This is a genomic window from Ruminobacter sp. RM87, assembly GCF_000701925.1.
Taxonomy (GTDB): Bacteria; Pseudomonadota; Gammaproteobacteria; order Enterobacterales; family Succinivibrionaceae; genus Ruminobacter; species Ruminobacter amylophilus.
This window is the reverse complement of the sequence record NZ_JNKD01000026.1, coordinates 13,696-34,456: the sequence shown is the minus strand read 5'-3', so window position 1 is coordinate 34,456 and position 20,761 is coordinate 13,696. Positions and strand designations below refer to the sequence as shown.

Here is a 20,761-nt window from a genome sequence, read left to right as displayed (position 1 = left end):
GAAGCCTTCAGATCAGGTGAATCCGCACAGACTACGGGAAGAGAGTATTGAGATATTCGGATAATCGTATTATAAAAACAGGCGATCTGGTCTGTCTTAAGGGAAAACAGCTGGGAGTCGTGGGATGCGTTATTGACAACGACGATTACACCGACGAGTTTCCCAAAAGTGATTATGCCTATCTGGAGAGAGGCATCATGCTGACTCTGTCCAACGGCAACGTGCTCTATCTGGAGGAATACATTGAGGATCTGGTGCTGATATCCAGAGGAAAGGAAGAGGACATTCCCCGGTATGATCCCGATGACAGCTGGTAACCGGTTCGCGGATGCGACCTGAATGAGGATTACCGAAGGACAAACAATAACAAACAGAAAAGAAGAGAAGGATATTCCGATAATGAAGTTTAAGTCATGGCTTATTGTACTGTGTGTGGCTCTGTGCTGTGTTAATGTCACAGGCTGTAAAAAGAACAAGGAGAAGATTTCCGAATACGACGTTACCATTGAAGGCATCGACAGTGACGGCAGCAGAATACGTGATGAAATCGAAGAACGCATGCAGAAGGAAATGGCGTCTGAGGTTAACGAATACGAATACAAGGTTCTTCTGCAGAACGCAAAGTCCTTTCAGGAAATCCTTACACTTAATCTCGAAAGCAGACCTGAAGTACTGCTGGCAAGGGATCATATGGATCAGGCCATAAACTGCGGTATTCAGATTTACGGCGACGGTCTTAATTTTGACCACTACACCATTCTGCTGACCAAACTGCGTCAGTGGTATTTCAATACCGAGGAGCGTCGTGAAAGACGTCAGGACTTTATCGTGAGATCCAGAGAATATCACTACACCAACACCACTGCCGTTGATGAATATACCTGTGATTTTGATGTTCCTGACGAACTGATGAAATCCATCGAGGCACGCATGGAAATCCGCCGTCAGAAAAACATAGAGGAACAGCAGAATAAGGAAAACGGTGAAAACGCGCAGAAGCCAGATGAAATTCAGGCCATTGCCGAGGAAGGTGCCAATCTTTCATCCGTCTCTAATTAACTGCCACACCGGTATCATGAAAGTACCGGCGGAAAACGGCTGAATCCAGCCCGGCATGATTATACCGGGAAGTTCAGGAGGAGGCGGCAGGTCATATCTGTGGAAGAAATTCCTGAACTTACGGAGAGACATCAGCGGTTTTCTGATAAAATCAGACTAATGGTGTAATGCCGGAATTACGCGGCACTACGGAAAGGCATGGTCGGAAGGCAGTTTTCTGGATATGAATAATAAGTAAAAATGTTTTTAAGCAGATTTTTTCCCAAAAAACAAAAATTAAAAGTAACAGAAATGGAATCAATAAAGTTAAATAAAAAAGACAGAGCCTGCGGTATGGTTAATCTTCCGGGCTCAAAGAGTTTATCAAACAGAGCCCTGCTGCTGTCATCACTTGCCAGAGGCAAGACCAGAATCACCAATCTTCTTGACAGCGATGATACGAGGCACATGCTTAACGCCCTTGCTCTGCTCGGTGTTGAGTATGAACTCAGTGAAGACAGAACCGAATGCACCGTATACGGTCTCGGCGAAGCCTTCAGTTCATCCAAACCTCTGGAACTGTTTTTGGGAAATGCCGGTACTGCCATGAGACCTATTACCGCGGTGCTGTGCAATTCATCAGGAGAATACGTGCTTACCGGGGAACCGCGCATGGAAGAGCGTCCGATTGCTCATCTGATTGATGCGGTACGTCAGCTTGGTGCGGATGTCACCTATCTGAAGAAGGATGGATACCCTCCTCTTAAAATCCGTGGAAAGAAGCTTACTGGCGGCGTTGCCGAAATCGACGGTTCCGTATCCAGTCAGTTCATTTCCGCCTTCCTGATGGCTGCTCCTCTGATGGACGGTGACGTACTTCTTAAAATAAAGGGTGAGCTGGTATCAAAGCCTTATATTGATATTACAATCGGGATGATGAAATCATTCGGCGTAACCGTTGAGAACAGGGACTATAAGGAATTCTTCATTAAAAACGGTCAGAGCTATGTAAGTCCGGATACCTTTCTGGTTGAAGGTGATGCATCAGCCGCTTCATACTTCCTGGCTGCAGGCGCCATTGCAGGCAAGGTAAGGGTTACCGGCGTGGGGCTGCATTCCGTACAGGGTGACGTGAAATTCGTGAAGGTTCTCTGTGCCATGGGGGCCAAGGTTGTCATGGGGGATGATTTCATAGAGTGCGAAAGAGCTCCGCTGCATGGAGTGGACATGGATATGAACAGTATTCCTGACGCCGCCATGACTGCCGTTCCTCTGGCTCTTTTTGCCGGCGGCAAAACGGTTATCCGCAATGTTGCCAACTGGCGCGTGAAGGAGACCGACCGTCTCAGAGCCATGGCCAATGAGCTCAGAAAGCTGGGAATTGAATGCGTGGAAGGAGAGGATTATCTGGAAATCACACCGGGTAAAATCAACAGGAATGTTGCCATAGACACATATAATGACCATCGTATGGCCATGTGCTTCGCTCTGGTTTCATTCGCAACCGATGTGATCATCAACGATCCGAAGTGCTGTGCCAAGACCTTTCCTGACTTCTTTGAAAAATTTGCCGGCATTGTTGATTAGATTTGGAGTCTGATAATGAATGTTTTTACCAAACTGCTGCTAGGCAGTGTGCTTATAACCGGTGTTTCCGCTGCAGGTGCCGAAACCATCAGCATTGACGATACCGAGTACAGCTACACCACGGGTTTTGAAGTGGAGGAATCACTGACAGCTGAAGCTGCAGGCAGAGAGGCCGTAGGCCTGTTTTCCGGTCACCATGTTTATAAGAGTGCCGCTCCGAAATACACTCTGAGACCTGTTCTTGCCTATCTTCAGGAAGGTAAAGACATCAGTGCCGACAGGGAAGGTGTTCTGCTTACCACCACTTTTGTCTTAAGATGCGTGGATTTCAACAGGGAATGCGTAGGCAGTGATCTTCTGGCGCTGGCCAAAATGAACAATGTCAACGAGACCTACAAGCTCAGGACTCTTGAGGTGAAGAATCTCGATGACTGGCACGGGGTATATGACTACTACCTGAATCATAAGGATGAATTTGCCAAGTTCTATCCTGTTCTTGACAAGGGCAAGGCTCTGCATAACAAGGATACCGGAGTATTCGGCGGAAGCGAGGCTCAAAAGCTGTTTGTTTCCCAGAAATAACGGCTGAAGCCTGAAAGCCGGTGCTTTTTCTGATTCTAATCGCTCTCACTGCACTGACCATCGACTTCTTTTCAAAAGAGCGCGGTATCGCATATCAGAATGAACTGAACAGCGTCCGGATTCCGGAAAAATAAAACCGCCGCCGTGCGACTGCCTGAGATTTCCATCATTCAGAAGGAGAAAAGGGCGGGAAATACGGCAACGGTCTGTTATCGGTAATGTTCTGAACGTCGCATGCGGATTCGCATGTACGGATAAGAGAGAGGAGAGATGTTCCCCTCTGTTATTTTATGAACCGAAAAACGGTTATCTGTTTTCGGTTACCTTGGGCATAACTTCGGTTTTCAGGTATTCCCTGAATTCAGCTCCAAGCTTTTCGTTGTTCAGGGCATATTCCACGAACGCCTTGATATATCCGATCTTTGAACCGCAGTCCAGACTTCTGCCCTTGAGGACGTATGCCTCAATTGATTTTTCCTTAAGAAGCAGTCTTAAGGTATCGGTAAGCTGGATTTCTCCGCCGGCTCCCACCGGGGTTTCCTTGAAAAGATCCCAGATGTCAGAAGACAGAACGTAACGGCCCACGATGGCCAGATTGCTCGGTGCCTCTTCCTTCTTTGGTTTTTCAATAAAGCCGGTAATCGGGAGAGTTTCGCCCTGGGCGATGTCGCGGTTTTTGCATTCTTCAGGAATATTGACTACACCGTAGGATGACACCTCGTCAGGAGATACCGGTTCAACCATGATCTGACTTACGCCGGTTTCCTCAAAACGTTCAATCATTTCCCTGAGATTGTCTTTTCTGAGGTCGGAGGCGTATTCATCAATAAGCACGTCCGGGAGAATAACGGCAAAAGGCTCGTTGTTGACGAGCGCTGCCGCACACCTGATGGCGTGAGCCAGCCCCTTTGCTTCACCCTGACGTACGTGCATGATGGTTACGTCGCGCGGACATATTGACTGGATTTCATCAAGAAGCTGGCGCTTAACACGCTTTTCAAGAGTGGCTTCCAGTTCGAAACTGTGGTCAAAATGATTTTCTATGGCATTCTTTGATGAATGAGTTACCAGGATTATGTCTTTGATTCCTGCGGATGCGGCTTCATTCACCACATACTGAATCAGAGGCTTGTCCACAACCGGCAGCATTTCCTTCGGAATTGCTTTGGTTGCAGGCAGCATTCTGGTGCCCAGTCCTGCCACTGGAATAACAGCCCTGGTAATTTTCATTAGAATGATGCTCCGTTCATCTTGGCGGTAATCTTAAACGGCTTAACAATGCCGGTACCTTTCCGGTAAACGCCCTGATGCCAGTAAGGATCGTCTTCGGCCCAGGCTTTTGCCTCTTCAAGAGAATTGAACTTTGCAATGATTGCTGAGCCTGAAAAACCTGCTTCACCAGGTTCTTCTGAATCGATGTTAGGGTTTGGACCTGCAAGCAGCAGACGATCTTCTGCAATCAGTTCCTTGAGTCTTGCGATATGAGCAGGACGAGCCTTGCTTCTTACTTCGTTTGAGTTTGGAATGTCTTCCGCGTAAATTAAGTACCACATGATGTCTTATCCTTATGGTTGGCAATTGAACTTTACTGAATTTATCTGTTCTTATTATAGTTAAATGCCGGCTGCATACAAAATGATTTTTTGCATATTTAAAGGTTGCGTTTTTGCGGATGATTCTGGATACGGTGTCTCCCGGTTATACGCGCAGGAGGTGACGTCAGGCGCAGAGAATTCCCCGGCGTATCGGGGAATACGCATCTTCCTGATTCGGAGAAAAAAGTGCGGCATAAAGGATACGTTTGCTGAGACATGCATTTAACGCTGTTTCATGTCGTTTTATCCTCAATAATTATAAAAACAGCAGCAAGATTTATATAGAATATATTACCGATATATAAAACATCAGCCTGTCAGATACAAGCGTGAATATTTTTAATATTTGTTTATAAATACTGTATAAATGTGGTAGAATGAGTCAGCTTTACGCAAGGACTGTCAAAAAATGAAATTACTTTTAAATATCCTTCCTGCAATCTGTTTTTTTCTGACTTACAAGTTTTCTGATCATAACCTTATCTACGCTACAATTGCCGTGGTTATCTCCTCAGTCATAACGCTTGGAGGAAGCTGGTTTTTACAGGGTAAGATTACCAGAATTCAGATTGTGGTTATTCTGGTGCTTTTCATCTTTGCCATACCGACAATTCTCGTAAAGGATCCTGATTTCATTAAGTGGAAGGTTTCGGTGGTAAACAGTGTCATCGCCGTTGCCATTCTGCTGTGTCAGTTTGTTTTCAAAAAGGATATCATTGAAGCTCTGACCGGGTGTAAGACTCCAATTCCCGAGAGCGTGCTCAAAAAGGCCGCAGTGGCAACAGCCGTGTATTTTCTGCTCTGCGCATGTTTAAACTACGTTATCGCATTCAGACTTCCGGAAATCATGAATATCAACAGTGATGAAGCCGAAAATCTGTGGGTTAACTATAAGACCTACGGGAACGGCATTCTGAATACCGTATTCATGATAGGTGTTTTCGGCTGGGTATACAGTCAGCTTACCGATCAGCAGAAAACTGCTCTTGAGAAGCTGGTTGCTGACGTTAAGGATGAACATATCGGTTCCGGCAAAAAAAATGCCGGGGAATGTTCTTCAGAAGAATCAGATAAGCAGTAATTCTGCACGCTGTGCATTAATTTCTTAAGAATGCACGGCCGTGTTCCTGAAGCACTGGACGTAATTCCGGTTTTTTACGGAGCGTGTTCATGTTCCGTTCAGTCTGATGTATCCGCACACCTGTATATTTACAAGAATTTTTGATTTGTGCATCCTGCAGAATCAGATGTTAAATCCTCAGAAACCTGATAAGCCCCGGCAATAACTGCCTGATATCTGATACCGTATTTCAAAAGTTCTGCGTGCTTTCTTCTGCATCATAGTCGGAAAAAACAAAACCTTTGGGATCAAAAACTGAACCAATATTCCTCAGCATACCGCATGATGTCGTTTCTCAGGATTCATTAAGCAGAAAATCAGTATTTGTCTTCGCTGAGAACCGGGCCGGATGAACCTCCTGAAGGAGGTAATATACCGTAAAACATTTCCTTGTAGCCGTATTCGACGTTCAGACAGTCTGAAATATCCGGGAAAAAATGGTCCATAACCATTTTTATCTGAAACTGATCAAGGGCAACATGTATGCTCCTGACATCAGTCAGTAATTTGATGCTGAATACATAGGTGTCCCGGTACGATTTGCGGTAGCTGCGGTGGTGATGCACGCTGGATTTGGAAAAAAAGGTCAGAATTTGCACTGCTTTAGTCAGATTCATAAATGTCCGTCGTGAAAAAAGAATCTTATCATTTTCATTTATGCGTTGAATCCGGCATTTAACCTTTTTTATATCCTTTTTAGGAACGCTGAAGAAATCTTCTCCGTCAAATCCGTGTATGTAGGTTGAGCCGATAACGAGACTGAAGTACGAATTGGTAAAAGCATAACCGTCGGCATATGAGTTTTTGATTATATGGGCGTCAGAGAGGTCTTGAATCCATCTGTTGAAAACAAGGCGGGAAAAGAGATAAATGAGCATGACAAATAAAAGATTTTCGGCTGCAATTGTCAGAAGAATTCCGTATGTTTCCTCCTTGGCACTGCGTATAGGATTTACGTAATCTGCGATATATCCCAGCCACAGAACGAATCCGGCAGGGATTGTCAGGACAGGAACCAGAAAGCTCTTCCGGATGATCTTTTTCATGTATTGCCATGACAGATCGGACATTATCGATGCGGCTCTGAGCTGGTGTTTTTCAAGCGGATGTTTTTTCTGGTATTCGCTGTATTTTTGTTCCCAGATTTTTCTGGTGAAATAGTTATTTTTTTGTAAGACAGTCTTGAGAGCCTCTACTTTACGGTTGGCTTCAGATATGATGTCCCTGTCATCTTTATCTAAAAGCCACGGGCCACAAATATAGATTACAATACATGGGATCTGGGCAATATACAGTATACTTCGGTCTGAGAAGGGATAAATAACCGCATATGTTACGGGCAGGATGATAAGAATGCATAAAATGACGATGAAATATATCTTCTGTTTTTTTGAGATTTTCATGGGCGTCCTTTGTCACAATGGTTATCAGGTAATTGGTATTACACTGTTGTTTTTTCGAAGAAATCAGTAATTTTCTGTGGAAAACTGAGACAAAATCCTGTTCCGGAACAGAAGTGTAATCTGAACTGTTTTTTTTGATTTCTCGCTCCGGGCTCATTATCTATTAATTCTTGGTCAAACATATTCTCACTTATTTATATTCTGCGGTAATCATTGTTTTTCATCCGGCGTTCATACGAAGTTTTAAAATTAGGCACTGCATGCATATTCATGCGGTGCTTAATTTTACTGATGCAGACGTAAAACCGTATTTATCTCCCGGCAGTGCGACACGGAATGCTACTTCACTTTTCTGATACGGCTTTCCGCAGTCTTCAGAGCCTTGTCAGCCGTCTGTCTGCCGCTTGTCGCGCGTTTGATGGCTTCTCTTACTGAACTCCAGAAGATGTTCATTTCCGGAACGTTAGGCATGATAACTCCTGACTGGGCGTTCTTCATGGTGGTCATGATGCGAGGATCACTTTCAAGTTTGGTTTCAAAGGATTTGAGAGCCACTGAACCAAGCTGTGAAGCGTTGTTTACTTCCTCGTAACCGTAGTCGGTGAGCAGATATTCGGTCAGAAACTTTTTGGCGGCTTCCTTGTGGAATGATGATTTGTTTATCACCAGTCCAAGCACGCCTACAAACGGTTTCCCCTGTTTTCCTTCAAGGGTAGGGAAGGTGTTGACGCTGTAGTTCATGTTCTTGTAGTTTTTCCATCCCCACGGGCCGTTGATGATACAGCCGACTTTGCCGTCAATGAAATCAGCTTCCATGGATTTATATTCGGTCTGGATCGGAAGATGTCCGCCCTGAACCATCTTTACAATGTAGTTAAGGCCTTTCTGAGTTCCCTCATTGCTGACACCGATATTCTGTATGTCGTATGAGCCGTCTTCGTTTCTCTTATATGAATACCCGCCGTTTGCGGAAAGTATAGGGTAGGAATAGTAGACGTTGTTGTAATCCCACAGAAACGCATGTTTGCCTTTTTCCTGCATTTCAGCGTCAAGAGTCATGAATTCCTCAAAGGTTTTAGGAGGATTCGGAACCAGATCCCTGTTGCAGATTAGTGACACGGCTTCAACCGCAAAAGGATATCCGTAATATTTGCCGTTGATTTTCATGGCATCCCAGGAGATGTCATAGAATTTTTCAAGTTCTTCTTTAGTAGGCTTGATTTCTTCAAGAAGTCCGAGTTTTGTCCATTCACCGTAGCGGTCATGCGCCCATACCAGAATGTCCGGTCCGCCACCGCATGAGGCTCTTTCCTGAAACTTTGCCGGAAGTGAGTCAAAATGTTCTACGTTAATCCTGTATCCGGTATCATGTTCAAACTTGGCAGCCACCTTAACCATGCCGGTGTATCCTTTATGCTCGCTTACCCAGATGGTTAACTCATCCCGACTGAGAGGTTCGTCGGCATAAGCGGATGAAGTCAGGCATGAGGATAATAATCCGATGCCGCAGAACAGTAATTTGTTTTTCATTGGTTACGTCCCCCAGACAGCGATTTGGAAGAAATTCAGATTACGGTAATACGAAACCAGAACAATCATCATAATTAAGGTTTAAATCATGGAAATCTCTGATTTGTCTATAATTTAAACTTTAATCGCTTAATACTGAACCGGTCAAGTACTGAACATCCGTTATGCAACGGATGTTCATAATTTTGATAAAAGTGTCTGTGCGTAATGTAAATTACAAGTTCTTTCAGCATCATTTATAATGTTTTCAGGTACAAATTCATGAATCGGAAGCAGTAAAAAGATTACTGCAGGAATTTTATAGAGTTTTTATGTGTCGTCTGATGATTTTTCATATGTCTGAAAAACTTCTTAAAAATCAGTATTCACCGATGTCTATGCCGTTTTTTTTCAGATATTCTTCAACTGCCGTAAATGCCGCGTCTGTAATACGGTATTTACATGCCCATGCGGACTGTCCGGCACTTTCGTCATCGTCATCATAGTTCAGCGTGTATTCAAAAAACTTCACCAGACAAAGCTGTTTTTTTACATACTCCATACATTTGGCGCAGCCTTCTGACGTAAGCGACATCGAACCGTATTTGTTTATTTCAATAAGTCCCTGTTCCTGCGCTTTTTTCAGATGTTTTTCAGCAATCTGACGACGATCAGGTGACATATTGCACATGTTCATGAAATCCTGAACAGTGAACGTTTCCGACTGAGGATGTTCCGAACCTTCGATAAGAAGGTAAATCGGATCCAGCAGGTCGTATCGCGTTTCACTTATGTAGGCATGGAGAGCAGGATAGATGATGGTGATGTCTTCTTCATCGAGTTTTGGCAGATGGCGTTCTTCGACGTACTGCAGAATATCCTCTACTGTTTCATCCTGCATAAGGTTTCTGAATGCGGCGGCGTTTCTGCACGCTTCAAGAGCATCTATTTTAAGCGTATCTTTGAGATATCTGGCGATTCCTGCATGAATTTTCTGGTATTCTTCAACGGTTTCGGTTCCGAAATCGTAAATTTCAAAACGGTCGCTGTCGTCAGGAAAGGCATAGCCGTATTCTACCAGGTACGAACATGGAATTTCTATCTCTGACAGAGGCATGTTAAGTTCTCTGGCAAGTTCTTCCTTTGATGCTGTTTTCCTGCGGGTGCGTTTTAAAATATTATTGAGAGCAAGAAGATAGTCACTGCTTAAATCACATTTATAGACATCCTTATCCATGATGATTCCTTTTTTAAAGGTATAATGTACAATTTGGTATTTATATTGTATAAATATAAGACTGTACATTATGTGTTCCGGTTCAAGATGTTTTCATCGGGCGGAAAATTTAATACCGCAAATATTCAGGAACGTCACTGCTGACGGAATGAGACTGCCGGCATTTCGAGAGGAATGTCAGACATGCGTTAAACATGATTCAGAAATATCCGTAGCTCGAGTAATGTTTGTCAATCCGCTCAGTCACAGCTGATTCTGTTGCAGGCGAGGGTGATGAAACCTGTGATCCCGTTGTGATCGAATCTGCGGTAATGGACATGGAATTCCTCAACCACGGACAGCGGGAGATCATTTCTGTTTGCCGCAGTGAATGTTATTATTCCCTCATCCGGGGTTCCGGTTACCGAGCTTATCAGGACTTCCTTGAAATCCACAAAACGTCTGATTATCGGATAGATGGATTTATAGAGACTTTCCTTGGCGGAAAAAATGACTCTCAGGGCATCCATGGTAGGCAGCTGGATACTGTCGAACTGACTTATTTCATTGAAAATGCAGATGTTGTCGGCAACTTCCAGAGCATTCTGATCCGTCATGCTGACACACAGATCTATTCCTATGCCGGAGTTTTCTCCCGCTCTTGGGAGCACCACGGCACAGGCTATTCTGCCGTCATGGCTGATAGAACCGGTGAAACCGTCAGGCCATGCCGGGCTTCTGTCGGCATTGATGCTGACCTGTCCGCTGTTTCCGTAGGAATCAAGCAGTCTGCGGCAGGCGATTCTTCCGGCAATGAATTCGGCCTTTCGCTTGGCCACGGCTCTGTCAAGACTGAACGGCATCTCTATTCCGTATTCCTCAGGCAGTTTATCGTAAAGCCCGTTTTCATCAAATTCGATGATTTCCACGGAATGTGAATTTATGACGAGCTGATTCCGAGACCTGATGAATTTATCCATGATTGCCTCCGTTAAGGTACATTACGGATTGTTTTGTTTAATTTTGTCCAGTTATCATTATATTTTCTAGTATGGTGAATTTATCAAGGATATTTCGTTTTTCATAACGGTTTTTAATGCCTCGGTCACTTTATTCAGCGTCTGATCCCCTCCTATGAGCGGGTAATAGGTCACAAACAGTACATTGTCATCAGAGATGCTCAGAGTCGGGCCGACCTTGTTGTTAAGTTTGGCACCCAGAACATCAAGAGGTGAGTAGTTAAGAGCTCCGGTAGTGCGGATAAACGTGGTTCCCTTGAGAAATTTCGGATGCTTCATGAATTTTCGGTGCAGTACGAGAGAGACGGTAAATGATGTCGGATCGTCCTTTTTTCCTGCCATGCGGTTTCTGAGTGCGAATTCAAGAAACTTGTACATGGTTACGTCAAGCTTGTTTTTTCTGAATATTTCCACCTGTTTCACGATGTCCTCAGCCACGTCCATGAGTGATTTGCTTCCGTCGGTAATCAGCGGGGCATAGGCACAGTAGTTTCCGATCAGCTTCTGTCTGTGTCTTGCAGACAGAATGTCGGACATCATGCGGAAGGAGATCATTTTCTTTTCCGGGTGACCGTTCATGCTGCCGTTTACGTGATAAAAGGCTTTAACAAGCAGGGCTGTTATAAGGCTGTTGATGTTCACGGAGGAATTTTTCTGCTGGTAGTGCCTTACGAGCGGGTTCAGGTCGAAATAATGCATTTGTGGATAATGCTTCTGCCGGCGGAAGTTTTCCCACTCTGATTCAATAACGGGATATTTAACCGAAAATCCGCCACTGTCGCTGAGCTTCATGGTTATCAGTCTGAAGAGATTTTTCAGCTGCTGCCACGGACTGATTTTAATCAGAGAATCACTTCTGCCGAATGAATATACTCTGTCGCTGGAGACCGTGCAGGCATCGGAAACTGTCTTAAGTATCCCTGTTTGTGCCTGAACGTTGTTTTCCGTCAGGGCATTGTAGTATTCGGTAATCATGTTAAGCAGAAATTCACAGCTTCTGCCGTCGCAGTAGGCATGGTTCAGTGTCTGTACCAGATAAAATTTTCCGGTAACGGTCACCGGTTTTTCATCAGTCGCCCCGGAGCCGTTGTCTGCCGATTCGGAAAATACCGTGAAAAACAGAGGAAAGTAACGGTATTCACTGCAGAGGTCAAAGATGGATGCGGTGAATTCCCCGAAACTTTCATCAAAATTCCGCGTATGCAGAAGTTTAACAGGCGGAACAGGCTTTTTCATTTCCTTCCAGGTGATGTTTCCCTCATCGGTTCCGGTAAGTTCATACTGGAATTTGTCAACACGACTGAGCACATCCTGCACGCTTTTCTGAAAATACGGCAGATTCAGGGTGCCGGTGAAGTGATAGGCGATTGAATTTGCAATGTTGCAGTGAGCAAGGCACTGCTCAAGGTAGATGGTTTCAGGTTTTTTCATGGCTGTTCCTTTTTACGTCAAACTGTCGACTGATATGTATTCTGTGCGGAAAAGCCCTGAGGAGCCGCACGCGAATGCGACTCCTGATTGTTGTGATGAACCGTGATGTAAAGCTGTTGTTCCTCAGCCTTATCCGTTCATTATTATGCAGGTTGTTTAAATATTCTGCCTGATAATTATTTTCACTATATTTTTATTCTGATTAGTTATGAAGAGGTGAAAAGTACTGCAGAATCAGCGTTTCCGGAGTTTTATGCAATCTGAATGAGAATTCCCGTAGTGATAAAATTTGTTAGTTAATGCTAATTCGTGTTAACAACGGCTAACACATGTGGTATCTTAGCGGGGCTTTTTTGACTGGTATCAAAAACCTGCGGACTGATGAACCTGACAGGATGCAACCAATAATCATAATTCCAAATTGCAGAAAACCACCATATAACGATTTTTATCCTCTGTCTTAAAAAAGAACAGGGAAACCGGAGAAAGATATTTATGAATGCGGACAACAGAAAAAGTAGACTGGTGATGACAGCCGTGGCATCATCGGTAATGCTGGCGTGCGGCCAGGCATCGGCTGATGAAGAGTATGATTTCAAACTTGATACCATCAGCGTTACGGCAAACAAGTACAGTCAGGATCTCGTATCACTGAGCGGTCAGGCCGAAGTCGCCGGCGAAGAGGTTCTCGAAAGGAACGAGGTCAGAGGGGTAAAGGATTTGACCAGAGTGGCGTCAGCCATTACTCCGGCTTCAGGTTTCGGAAGCAGACAGCTGACAAAATACACCATCAGAGGCATCAATTCCGGAAACATATATAATTCCGGCGTAACCGTGTATGTTGACGGCGTGGCTCAGCCGTTTTCTCAGATGAACCAGCAGTTTAACGATGTCAGCAGCGTGGAAATTCTCAAAGGTCCCCAGGGGTCTGTATACGGAAGCGGCGCTCAGATCGGTATTATCAACGTAACCACCAGAAATCCGATGATTGACGGCAATTATGCGGATCTTGAATCAGACTATTCAAAACTCTACTGGAAAAACAAGGTTGATGCCGGCGGAGCTCTTTACGGCAAAACCGTTTACGGAAAGATCGGGTTAATCAATCAGAAAGACTACGGATGGATTAAGGATACTGACGGTTCAAACTACAACACCGGAGAATCCTACGGAATTAACGGAGCACTGTATTTTGACGGCGGTGAAAATATTCCGATGGTGGTTACTCTCGGAGGAGCGTATACCAAGGACAGGGGACATCAGAGTAATGTGGCTCTGACCGAAGAGGAATACAGAAACGGAAAACTCAGCGGCAACGGTATTAATCGCAATCCTGACTTTACCGGTTCGTATCTTGCCGGAGTCATGGCGTCGAATCCCGACGTGGCAGAGTATTTCGGCGGCTATGAAGAGGCTTACCAGGCTCTGATTAATTCAGGACACATACAGGACGAAATTGATCCCGTAGAGGACAGAACCTCATATACCGCCTATGTAAAGCTTGATTATTACCGTGATAACGGCGATTCAATCAACAGTATCACCAGTGTCAATGATTCTGATTCATGCGAACTTTATATGATGGGTCAGGGCAGATGCGGAAACAACAATATCAGAACCAGACAGTTCACACAGGAAGTACGTTATGTTGCCGAACTCGGTAATTCCGGAGACATCTATGATTCCGGGAAGGCTGTAATCGGTGTTAACGCCACAAAGTCAAAGGTTGACAATTACGTTCTGGCTCAGATTGATATTTCAGACAATCCTGTTTATCAGGAGCTAATAGGCGGAACAATGTTCCCAATCGGTCAGGTTGACCTGAGAACTGATGACCTGAGTTTCTCTGTTTTCAGTGATGTGGCTTATAACTTCGGTGTCGGCAGTGAGTCAATCTTTGATATTGACATCGGACTGCGAATGGAACATGACCAGGCCAAGGCCAACGGTACCTATAATTTCGGCTACAGTATGGATCATGTTGAAAACAGTTATGACATGTTTGACTACAAGGCTGCCTTCGGATATACCTTTGTTCCGGGACAGAGAGTCTATGTTCTTTCATCAAGCGGTTCAAAATCTGGCGGGTTCAGCAGATTTCCGACTTCAGAGCTGGATGCGGAAGGCTACAGACCTGAAAAAACGTATAACTATGAGTTAGGCTATCATATGGCATATGACAACGGTTTTGATGCCAATGCCGCTCTGTTCTATATGGATGTTCATGATCGTCAGGCCTATACCATTGTGGAAAACTCGTATATGACTCCTCTGAGAAACATCGGCAGAATGCATTCTGCCGGCGGTGAACTTACTCTGGGATACCATGCCGAACGCGTGGCTGCGGGAATTTCCATGACCTATGCCGATGCCAGAAACGACACCGGTGACTATACCAAACATCCGGCCAACGCTCCGAAATTCGTGGCTACCGGGCTTATTGACGTGACAGCCCTGAAGTTTGCGGATTTCTCGGCTCATTTCGGCGGCAGCGTTCGCTACCAGTCCAAGACCTATTTCGGTGAAGGTTACACCTCCGTATTCGAAAACAGCGGACTGGACCAGGAATCCCAGGGCGGATACACTATCTTTGACATGTACGCCAGTGCCGAGATTTTAAAGAATCTTGAAATCAAGGCTTATATAGAAAATGCGGGTGACAAGAAGTATGCCAATTCAATAGATAACGGCAGTACTTACGGAGTCCGCTTCTATTCAATGGCTGCTCCTCGTAACGTTGGCGTTAAACTTAAGTACAGTTTCTAGCGTTACAGCTTTTGCCCGTTACATAATCTGTCTGTAACGGGCTTTTTTTATTTCCTCTGCATTCATTTTCAGGAGGGTGTCAAATTGAATACGGATAAGAAAAAAGGTATTCCGAGACTGCTGGAAATAAGCGGTGAGAAAAAATGGTTCCTCATCGTCTCCGCGGTGCTTGCCGCAGTGTCAACTGTCATTCAGATTGTTCCCTACATAGCTTCCTATAAAATCATAAGCATATATATTGAATCCCGCGGAACATCTTTACCTCAGGATACCGATGAGGTTTTCTTCTGGGGAATCACCGCCGTGGCAAGCGTTCTGCTTTCCATGCTGTTCAACGGCGGAAGTTTCATACTGAGTCACTTTGCGGCCTTCAGAATAATTTTCAATCTGCGAATCAGACTGGCAGAGCATCTGGCTGCTCTGCCTCTCGGGTATTTTACTAGGGTCAGTACCGGAGAGATTCACAAGACCATTCATGACAATGCGGATCTGATTGAGCTCTTCATATCCCACAAAATACCAGATATGGTCATGACTCTCACCGGTGCCGCCGCGGTGTTTATCATGTATCTTTATGCCGACTGGCAGCTGGGGCTCATCTGTATTCTTGTTTATGCCCTTTCACTGTTCATTCAGTTCCGCATCTACGGTGATGAGGGAGTGAAAAAGGAAATAAGGGGATATTTCAAGGCCCTGGAGGATATCAATGCCTCCTCCATGGAATTTGCCAGGGGAATTCAGGTTTTTAAAATGTTCAGTCTGAGCGCCGGTTCTTTTTCATCACTGAAAAAAAGCGTCATTACCTATCGTGATTTCGCTCTGAGATTTGCAGACAGGGGAAGCCGGGATTTCATTATCTTTACCATCCTTGTCAATTTCTTCATATTCTTCATCTATCCCGTGGTTATCTGGATCAATTCATCATCACCGGAGAATTCCGGGATTGTGCTGTCGGCACTGTTTTTCACCGTGCTGTCCAATGCGATCCTGCCGTCTCTCATGAATATTATGAACATATCAAACGTGGTAATGACCATCAATGAAGGCGTGGAGAGAATTGATGCGATATTTTCGGTTGAGCCTCTTCCAGTTCCCGAAAACCCGAAAGAACCTTCAGGTTCCTCCGTGGAATTTGATCATGTAAGCTTCACTTATCATGATGAGAAATACGGTTCGGAAAGTATTACCCGGAATTCGGGAGAACTCAGCGAAGGACATCATGCCCCGGGGGGAGTCAGAGACATAAGCTTCAGGGTTGAGGAAGGCCGGAGTCTGGCGATCATCGGCAGAAGCGGTTCCGGAAAGAGCAGTATTCTGTCTCTGCTGTCGAGATTTCACGATGTTGATTCCGGATGCATAAGAATAGGCGGAACGGATATCAGGGAGATGTCTGAAAAGTGTCTTATGGAAAAGGTGGGGATCGTTCTTCAGAAGACCTTTATGTTTGACGGAACCATCAGGGAAAACATTATGGCAGGTAAAACAGACGCCACCGATGAGGAAATTCTGAATGCTGCGAGACTGGCTCAGTGTGATGACATTCTCATGAAATACGGCCTTGATTATCACATAGGCAACAGCGGAGATGTTCTGTCAGGAGGTGAAAAACAGAGGCTTAACATTGCCAGGGCTATTCTTAAGAATTCTCCGGTACTGCTTCTTGATGAGGTGAGTTCAGCTCTTGATTCCGAAAACGAACTCAGGCTGAACAGGGCACTGAATGAACTGAAAAAGAACAGAACCATAATTATGGTGGCCCACAAGCTTAACAGCATTACCGATGCTGATGAAATCATAATGGTTGACGACGGGAGAATCGTCGCAAGGGGAACTCATCAGTCACTGCTCGGAAATTCCGCTGAATACCGTAAATTATGGGAACTTTATGAGAATGCTGACAGATGGAGTCTTAACAGCAGGGAGGATATGGCATGATTGAGGCTATACGCAATCTTACAGGTAACAGAAGCGGTCATTTTTTTAAATCCCTGGCGGCTACCTGCATCTGTGATCTGGCCAATTTCGGAGGCTTTTTCTTTGTCATCGGACTGCTGTATCTGCTGCTTGATCCGTATCTCGGAGGGGAGCGTACGTCCCCGGCGTATCTTTACATGATATGCGCTGGCGCGGTCCTGTACATGTTTTTCTGTTACTTTGCTTCCGTACCGGCATACAATGCCAATTACGTGGCCACCTACAACAATTCCACCAGGGGCCGGTTAAGGCTTGCCGAGCATATTCGCAGACTGTCACTCGGTACCCTTGATAATCTGAATCCCGCAAAAGTAAGCCACAGCATGATGAAGGATTTTTCGAATCTGGAAAATGCCAATTCACATATCATCCCTCAGCTGTTTTCATCACTTCTGATTACCGTGGCCGTTTTTACGGGGCTGTTCTTCTACAACAGCGGTCTTGCGGTAAGCTTCTTCTGCTGCATTCCTCTGGCTCTCGCGGTATTGTTTGCCGTCCGCTTTATAGGAGCCGGCCTCAGCAGAAAACAGATGAAGGCCTCCGTAGAAGCATCCTCAAGACTTACTGAATACATAGAGGGTATTACCACCATAAAAACCAATAACATGCAGGGAGATCGTTTCAGAAGATTTGAGGAGAGCCTGAATAATCTGCGAAAGGAAAGCATCAGACTTGAGGTTACCCTGATGCCTCTGGCTCTTACAGCCATGTCATGTGTCGGCGCCGGAATCGGCATCATGGTTATGTACGGTCAGTACAAAATGGTTCAGGGGGAAATCTCCATTATGGAATTTCTTATTCTGATGCTTGCCGCTTCACGCAGTATTGCTCCGTTCATAGCCTTCAGCATCAATTTCATGATGCTGCAGTATTTTTCCGAGTCCGGAAAAAACATAGCCGGACTGATGAACAGTCCCTGTCCCGAGGGATCTGTTACCGAACTTCCTTCAGGATGCGATCTCGTAATGAGAAACGTCAGCTTCTCCTACGATAAAAAACGTAAGATTCTGGATAACATCAGCCTTGAACTCCGAAGCGGCAGCACGGTGGCGGTCGTCGGCCCGAGCGGATGCGGCAAATCGACGCTGGTAAAGCTTCTTGCGGGTTTCTACAAACCTGATGAAGGCTGGGTTTTAATGGGTAACGCGGAGACAGGGGAGCTTACGGACATATCCCTGATTGAACCTGAATGTCTGATGCGCAGATACGCCATGGTTTTTCAGGACTCATACCTTTTTAAGGGAAGTGTTGCCGACAACATCCGTCTCGGAAAAAAAGACGCATCGGATGAGGAGATTCTAGAGGTGATGCGGAGAGCGGGGGTGGATTTTGCCATGCCTGATGACAGGGTGGAGGAAGCCGGCAGAAACTTCAGCGGCGGGGAACGTCAGAGGCTCTGCATTGCCAGATGCATGCTCAAGGATGCTCCGGTAATACTGCTTGATGAGATAACCTCAAGTCTGGATGTCTATAACTGCCATGCGATGCAGAAAGCCGTGGACAGACTGGCTGCGGGAAAAACGGCGGTTATTATTGCCCACAAACTGAAAAACATCGTCCACAGCGATCTTATCATCGTAATGGAGGAGGGCAGAATAGCCGGTATCGGAAAGCATGAACAGCTCATCAGGGACAATCCGGTATACAGAAGACTGTGGATACAGGGTAACAACGGTGAGCCGCCTAAAAATCAGACGGTATGAAAAATTGTCGCATGAATGATGTGAAGATGAAGTGTGATTCCTGTCTTAACTGACAAATTTTTTCATAAGTGAAACTACTGATTTATCTAATATTTCTTTTTATATAGAATTACGTTTATGTTAGCTATAGCTAACATAAATATGTTTGTTATTTCAGTTAAGGCTTCCCCGGGAGGCCTTAACTTTTATGTTCTTTACACGGCGGTTTTTATCCGCAAATCAACGCTGTCAGTAAATCGGAGGTAGACATGGGGAACATCAAGGAAATCGTTGATATAAGTATTTTCGTGATACTGGGGCTTATGGGATTTCTGGCTCTGTGGTATTCAATTGAAAGATATATTTTTCTGAGCCGCTTCAGTCCGGAAGGATACGGCGGCAGACAGCAGATTGAGACCGCACTGACAAGAAACATGACAACCATATTCATTATCTATTCAAACGCTCCGTACGTCGGTCTGCTGGGAACGGTGCTGGGTATCATGATTACCTTTTATGAAATGGGACAGTCCGGAGGACTGAACGCAAAGGACATCATGGTGGGTATGTCTCTGGCTCTCAAGGCCACTGCACTTGGACTTGTGGTGGCGATACCGGCACTTATCGCTTATAACGGTCTGACAAGAAAAATCAGTGTAATCGCAGGCAATCTTCCGGAGCAGAAATAATCATGAAACTGATACCTTCAAGGGCTCCGCTCAACATAGTGCCGTTCATTGACATCATGCTGGTTCTGCTGTGCATGGTTCTGAGCGTATCCACCTTTATCGCCCAGGGGGAGATTAAGGTTAATCTGCCTCATGCCGAAACAGACGACAGAACGGCCGATTCGGAAAATAACGTTAAGCTGCTGGAAATAGGTGAAAACAACGATATTTACTTTGACGGCAGAAAGATCACAAGGGAAGAACTGAGTGTTTTTCTGAACGAACTCCACTCCGATGTCCATCTTGAGCTTCGCATAGACACAAAGGCGGATTTCGGTCTGTTTGTTATAGTGCTAGATAAGTTGAGAGATCTTCGTCATGAAAATTTCAGCATTGCCACCAAAAAGGCAGAATTATAATTCAGTGGCGTTCATCCTGGCTGCGTTTCTTTATATACCGCTGGTGTTCGGCGGAATAAGACTGGCAGGACATCTGAATTCAAAGACCGTCATGAATTCCGGGGAACAGGTGGTGAAAATCATGATGAAAACCCTGATGCCGCCTGCTCCCGTGCAGGAGGTTCCCGTGGCTGAGCCTGCCCCCGTCATTGAGGAGGTGCCGGTTCCGCCGGAACCGGAGATAAAAAAGCCGGAAAAGCGGGAGGCGCCTCCTCCTGTCAGCCCGAAAAAAGAGGTGAAAAAGCCAAAGCCGCTGAAGAAAAAGAAGTCAGAGCCGGTCAGACGGAATGAAAAAATAACACCTCCGGTCAGGGAGAATCCTGCTGCCGCGGTTCCTGCCGAAAAGGTTCGTGCGGAGGCCGTGCGGGGAACTCCGGTTCAGGCGGAAAAGCCGGTAACCATGGTATTCGGTAAAACCGATAACGAACTGATGGCTCAGATTGTAAAGAGTCTCAAGGCAGGTCTTTATTACCCGTCTCAGGCAAGGAGAAGGGGGATTCAGGGCGTGGTGCTTGTATCCTTCATTGTCGGAAAAAACGGTCTGACCAGAGATATCAGGGTTGTCAGGAGTTCATCCGGCGAGGAGATACTGGGGCAGGCCGCCATGGTTACGGTCAAAAACGCGTCCAGCAGATTTCCAAAAACCGAAAGGGATATAAAGGTTGTGGTGCCGATTGAATTCAGATTGAAATAAACAGAATAAAAATAAGGAT

Annotated in this window: 18 protein-coding genes; 11 read left to right on the top strand and 7 right to left on the bottom strand. The window is 45.3% G+C overall.

The features are described 5' to 3' along the window. Positions 1-47: 47 nt before the first annotated feature. The 4 genes from T489_RS0106460 (at position 48) to T489_RS0106440 (ending at position 3,207) form a co-directional block, all read left to right on the top strand. Positions 48-317 carry a hypothetical protein gene (locus tag T489_RS0106460; RefSeq protein ID WP_031579246.1) on the top strand — a complete coding sequence of 90 codons (270 nt, stop codon included), beginning with the start codon at positions 48-50 and terminating at the stop codon, positions 315-317. An 82-nt stretch (positions 318-399) separates the two neighbouring features. Then, positions 400-1,059 carry a hypothetical protein gene (locus T489_RS0106455; RefSeq protein ID WP_143066472.1) on the top strand — a complete coding sequence of 220 codons (660 nt, stop codon included), beginning with the start codon at positions 400-402 and terminating at the stop codon, positions 1,057-1,059. Between the two features lie 291 nt (positions 1,060-1,350). Beyond that, entirely contained in the window at positions 1,351-2,625 is a 1,275-nt protein-coding gene (gene aroA, locus T489_RS0106445) for a 3-phosphoshikimate 1-carboxyvinyltransferase (protein WP_031579244.1), read from the top strand. 15 nt (positions 2,626-2,640) lie between these two features. Further along, positions 2,641-3,207, top strand: a complete 567-nt coding sequence (locus T489_RS0106440; protein ID WP_031579243.1) for a phosphatidylserine/phosphatidylglycerophosphate/cardiolipin synthase family protein — start codon at positions 2,641-2,643, stop codon at positions 3,205-3,207. A gap of 306 nt (positions 3,208-3,513) precedes the next feature. On the opposite strand, the gene galU is transcribed toward T489_RS0106440, so the two are convergent. After that, positions 3,514-4,437: a UTP--glucose-1-phosphate uridylyltransferase GalU gene (galU, locus tag T489_RS0106435; RefSeq protein WP_031579242.1), complete on the bottom strand. Its 924-nt coding sequence runs from the start codon at positions 4,435-4,437 to the stop codon at positions 3,514-3,516. Continuing rightward, positions 4,437-4,760, bottom strand: a complete 324-nt coding sequence (locus T489_RS0106430; RefSeq protein ID WP_031579240.1) for a YciI family protein — start codon at positions 4,758-4,760, stop codon at positions 4,437-4,439. The genes galU and T489_RS0106430 overlap by 1 nt, the downstream gene beginning before the upstream one ends. A 451-nt stretch (positions 4,761-5,211) precedes the next feature. On the opposite strand from T489_RS0106430, the gene T489_RS0106425 reads away from it, so the two are divergent. Further along, positions 5,212-5,883 carry an inner membrane-spanning protein YciB gene (locus T489_RS0106425; protein ID WP_031579239.1) on the top strand — a complete coding sequence of 224 codons (672 nt, stop codon included), beginning with the start codon at positions 5,212-5,214 and terminating at the stop codon, positions 5,881-5,883. Positions 5,884-6,239: 356 nt separating this feature from the next. Here the strand turns inward: T489_RS0106425 and T489_RS0106415 are convergent, their stop codons facing one another. From T489_RS0106415 to T489_RS0106395, 5 genes are all read right to left on the bottom strand, one after another. Further along, on the bottom strand, positions 6,240-7,325 hold the full coding sequence (locus T489_RS0106415) for a hypothetical protein (protein WP_031579238.1): 1,086 nt from the start codon (positions 7,323-7,325) through the stop codon (positions 6,240-6,242). Positions 7,326-7,664: 339 nt separating this feature from the next. Then, a complete protein-coding gene (gene malE, locus T489_RS0106410) occupies positions 7,665-8,855 on the bottom strand; it encodes a maltose/maltodextrin ABC transporter substrate-binding protein MalE (RefSeq protein WP_031579237.1) in 1,191 nt (396 codons plus the stop codon). A gap of 358 nt (positions 8,856-9,213) precedes the next feature. Beyond that, positions 9,214-10,071, bottom strand: a complete 858-nt coding sequence (locus tag T489_RS0106405; protein ID WP_031579236.1) for a helix-turn-helix domain-containing protein — start codon at positions 10,069-10,071, stop codon at positions 9,214-9,216. Positions 10,072-10,310: 239 nt separating this feature from the next. After that, positions 10,311-11,030 (bottom strand): 4'-phosphopantetheinyl transferase family protein, encoded by a 720-nt coding sequence (locus T489_RS0106400; RefSeq protein WP_031579235.1) that lies wholly within the window; start codon positions 11,028-11,030, stop codon positions 10,311-10,313. A 66-nt stretch (positions 11,031-11,096) separates the two neighbouring features. After that, positions 11,097-12,500 carry a hypothetical protein gene (locus tag T489_RS0106395; RefSeq protein ID WP_031579234.1) on the bottom strand — a complete coding sequence of 468 codons (1,404 nt, stop codon included), beginning with the start codon at positions 12,498-12,500 and terminating at the stop codon, positions 11,097-11,099. Positions 12,501-12,995: 495 nt separating this feature from the next. Between T489_RS0106395 and T489_RS0106390 the strand changes: the two genes are divergently transcribed. The 6 genes from T489_RS0106390 to T489_RS0106365 all read left to right on the top strand — a co-directional run bounded on the left by T489_RS0106390 (position 12,996) and on the right by T489_RS0106365 (position 20,742). Beyond that, a complete protein-coding gene (locus T489_RS0106390; protein WP_031579233.1) occupies positions 12,996-15,266 on the top strand; it encodes a TonB-dependent receptor in 2,271 nt (756 codons plus the stop codon). 84 nt (positions 15,267-15,350) lie between these two features. Continuing rightward, on the top strand, positions 15,351-17,201 hold the full coding sequence (locus tag T489_RS0106385; RefSeq protein WP_031579232.1) for an ABC transporter ATP-binding protein: 1,851 nt from the start codon (positions 15,351-15,353) through the stop codon (positions 17,199-17,201). Next, positions 17,198-18,943: an ABC transporter ATP-binding protein gene (locus T489_RS0106380; protein WP_051621851.1), complete on the top strand. Its 1,746-nt coding sequence runs from the start codon at positions 17,198-17,200 to the stop codon at positions 18,941-18,943. The genes T489_RS0106385 and T489_RS0106380 overlap by 4 nt, the downstream gene beginning before the upstream one ends. Positions 18,944-19,191: 248 nt before the next feature. After that, complete coding sequence (gene exbB, locus T489_RS0106375) at positions 19,192-19,611, top strand: TonB-system energizer ExbB (protein ID WP_031579230.1); 420 nt, start codon at positions 19,192-19,194, stop codon at positions 19,609-19,611. A 2-nt stretch (positions 19,612-19,613) separates the two neighbouring features. Beyond that, a complete protein-coding gene (locus T489_RS0106370; RefSeq protein ID WP_031579229.1) occupies positions 19,614-20,009 on the top strand; it encodes a biopolymer transporter ExbD in 396 nt (131 codons plus the stop codon). Then, complete coding sequence (locus T489_RS0106365) at positions 19,969-20,742, top strand: energy transducer TonB (RefSeq protein ID WP_084155433.1); 774 nt, start codon at positions 19,969-19,971, stop codon at positions 20,740-20,742. The genes T489_RS0106370 and T489_RS0106365 overlap by 41 nt, the downstream gene beginning before the upstream one ends. Positions 20,743-20,761 lie beyond the last annotated feature (19 nt).

Bases quoted from the DNA above. Each gene is read 5' to 3' on its own strand.
- T489_RS0106440 (WP_031579243.1), top strand. From the start codon at position 2,641: ATGAATGTTTTTACCAAACTGCTGCTAGGCAGTGTGCTTATAACCGGT.
- T489_RS0106395 (WP_031579234.1), bottom strand. From the start codon at position 12,500: ATGAAAAAACCTGAAACCATCTACCTTGAGCAGTGCCTTGCTCACTGC.
- T489_RS0106400 (WP_031579235.1), bottom strand. From the start codon at position 11,030: ATGGATAAATTCATCAGGTCTCGGAATCAGCTCGTCATAAATTCACAT.
- T489_RS0106430 (WP_031579240.1), bottom strand. From the start codon at position 4,760: ATGTGGTACTTAATTTACGCGGAAGACATTCCAAACTCAAACGAAGTA.
- T489_RS0106390 (WP_031579233.1), top strand. From the start codon at position 12,996: ATGAATGCGGACAACAGAAAAAGTAGACTGGTGATGACAGCCGTGGCA.
- malE (WP_031579237.1), bottom strand. From the start codon at position 8,855: ATGAAAAACAAATTACTGTTCTGCGGCATCGGATTATTATCCTCATGC.
- aroA (WP_031579244.1), top strand. From the start codon at position 1,351: ATGGAATCAATAAAGTTAAATAAAAAAGACAGAGCCTGCGGTATGGTT.
- T489_RS0106415 (WP_031579238.1), bottom strand. From the start codon at position 7,325: ATGAAAATCTCAAAAAAACAGAAGATATATTTCATCGTCATTTTATGC.
- T489_RS0106380 (WP_051621851.1), top strand. From the start codon at position 17,198: ATGATTGAGGCTATACGCAATCTTACAGGTAACAGAAGCGGTCATTTT.
- T489_RS0106455 (WP_143066472.1), top strand. From the start codon at position 400: ATGAAGTTTAAGTCATGGCTTATTGTACTGTGTGTGGCTCTGTGCTGT.
- T489_RS0106405 (WP_031579236.1), bottom strand. From the start codon at position 10,071: ATGGATAAGGATGTCTATAAATGTGATTTAAGCAGTGACTATCTTCTT.
- exbB (WP_031579230.1), top strand. From the start codon at position 19,192: ATGGGGAACATCAAGGAAATCGTTGATATAAGTATTTTCGTGATACTG.
- galU (WP_031579242.1), bottom strand. From the start codon at position 4,437: ATGAAAATTACCAGGGCTGTTATTCCAGTGGCAGGACTGGGCACCAGA.
- T489_RS0106425 (WP_031579239.1), top strand. From the start codon at position 5,212: ATGAAATTACTTTTAAATATCCTTCCTGCAATCTGTTTTTTTCTGACT.
- T489_RS0106370 (WP_031579229.1), top strand. From the start codon at position 19,614: ATGAAACTGATACCTTCAAGGGCTCCGCTCAACATAGTGCCGTTCATT.
- T489_RS0106365 (WP_084155433.1), top strand. From the start codon at position 19,969: ATGAAAATTTCAGCATTGCCACCAAAAAGGCAGAATTATAATTCAGTG.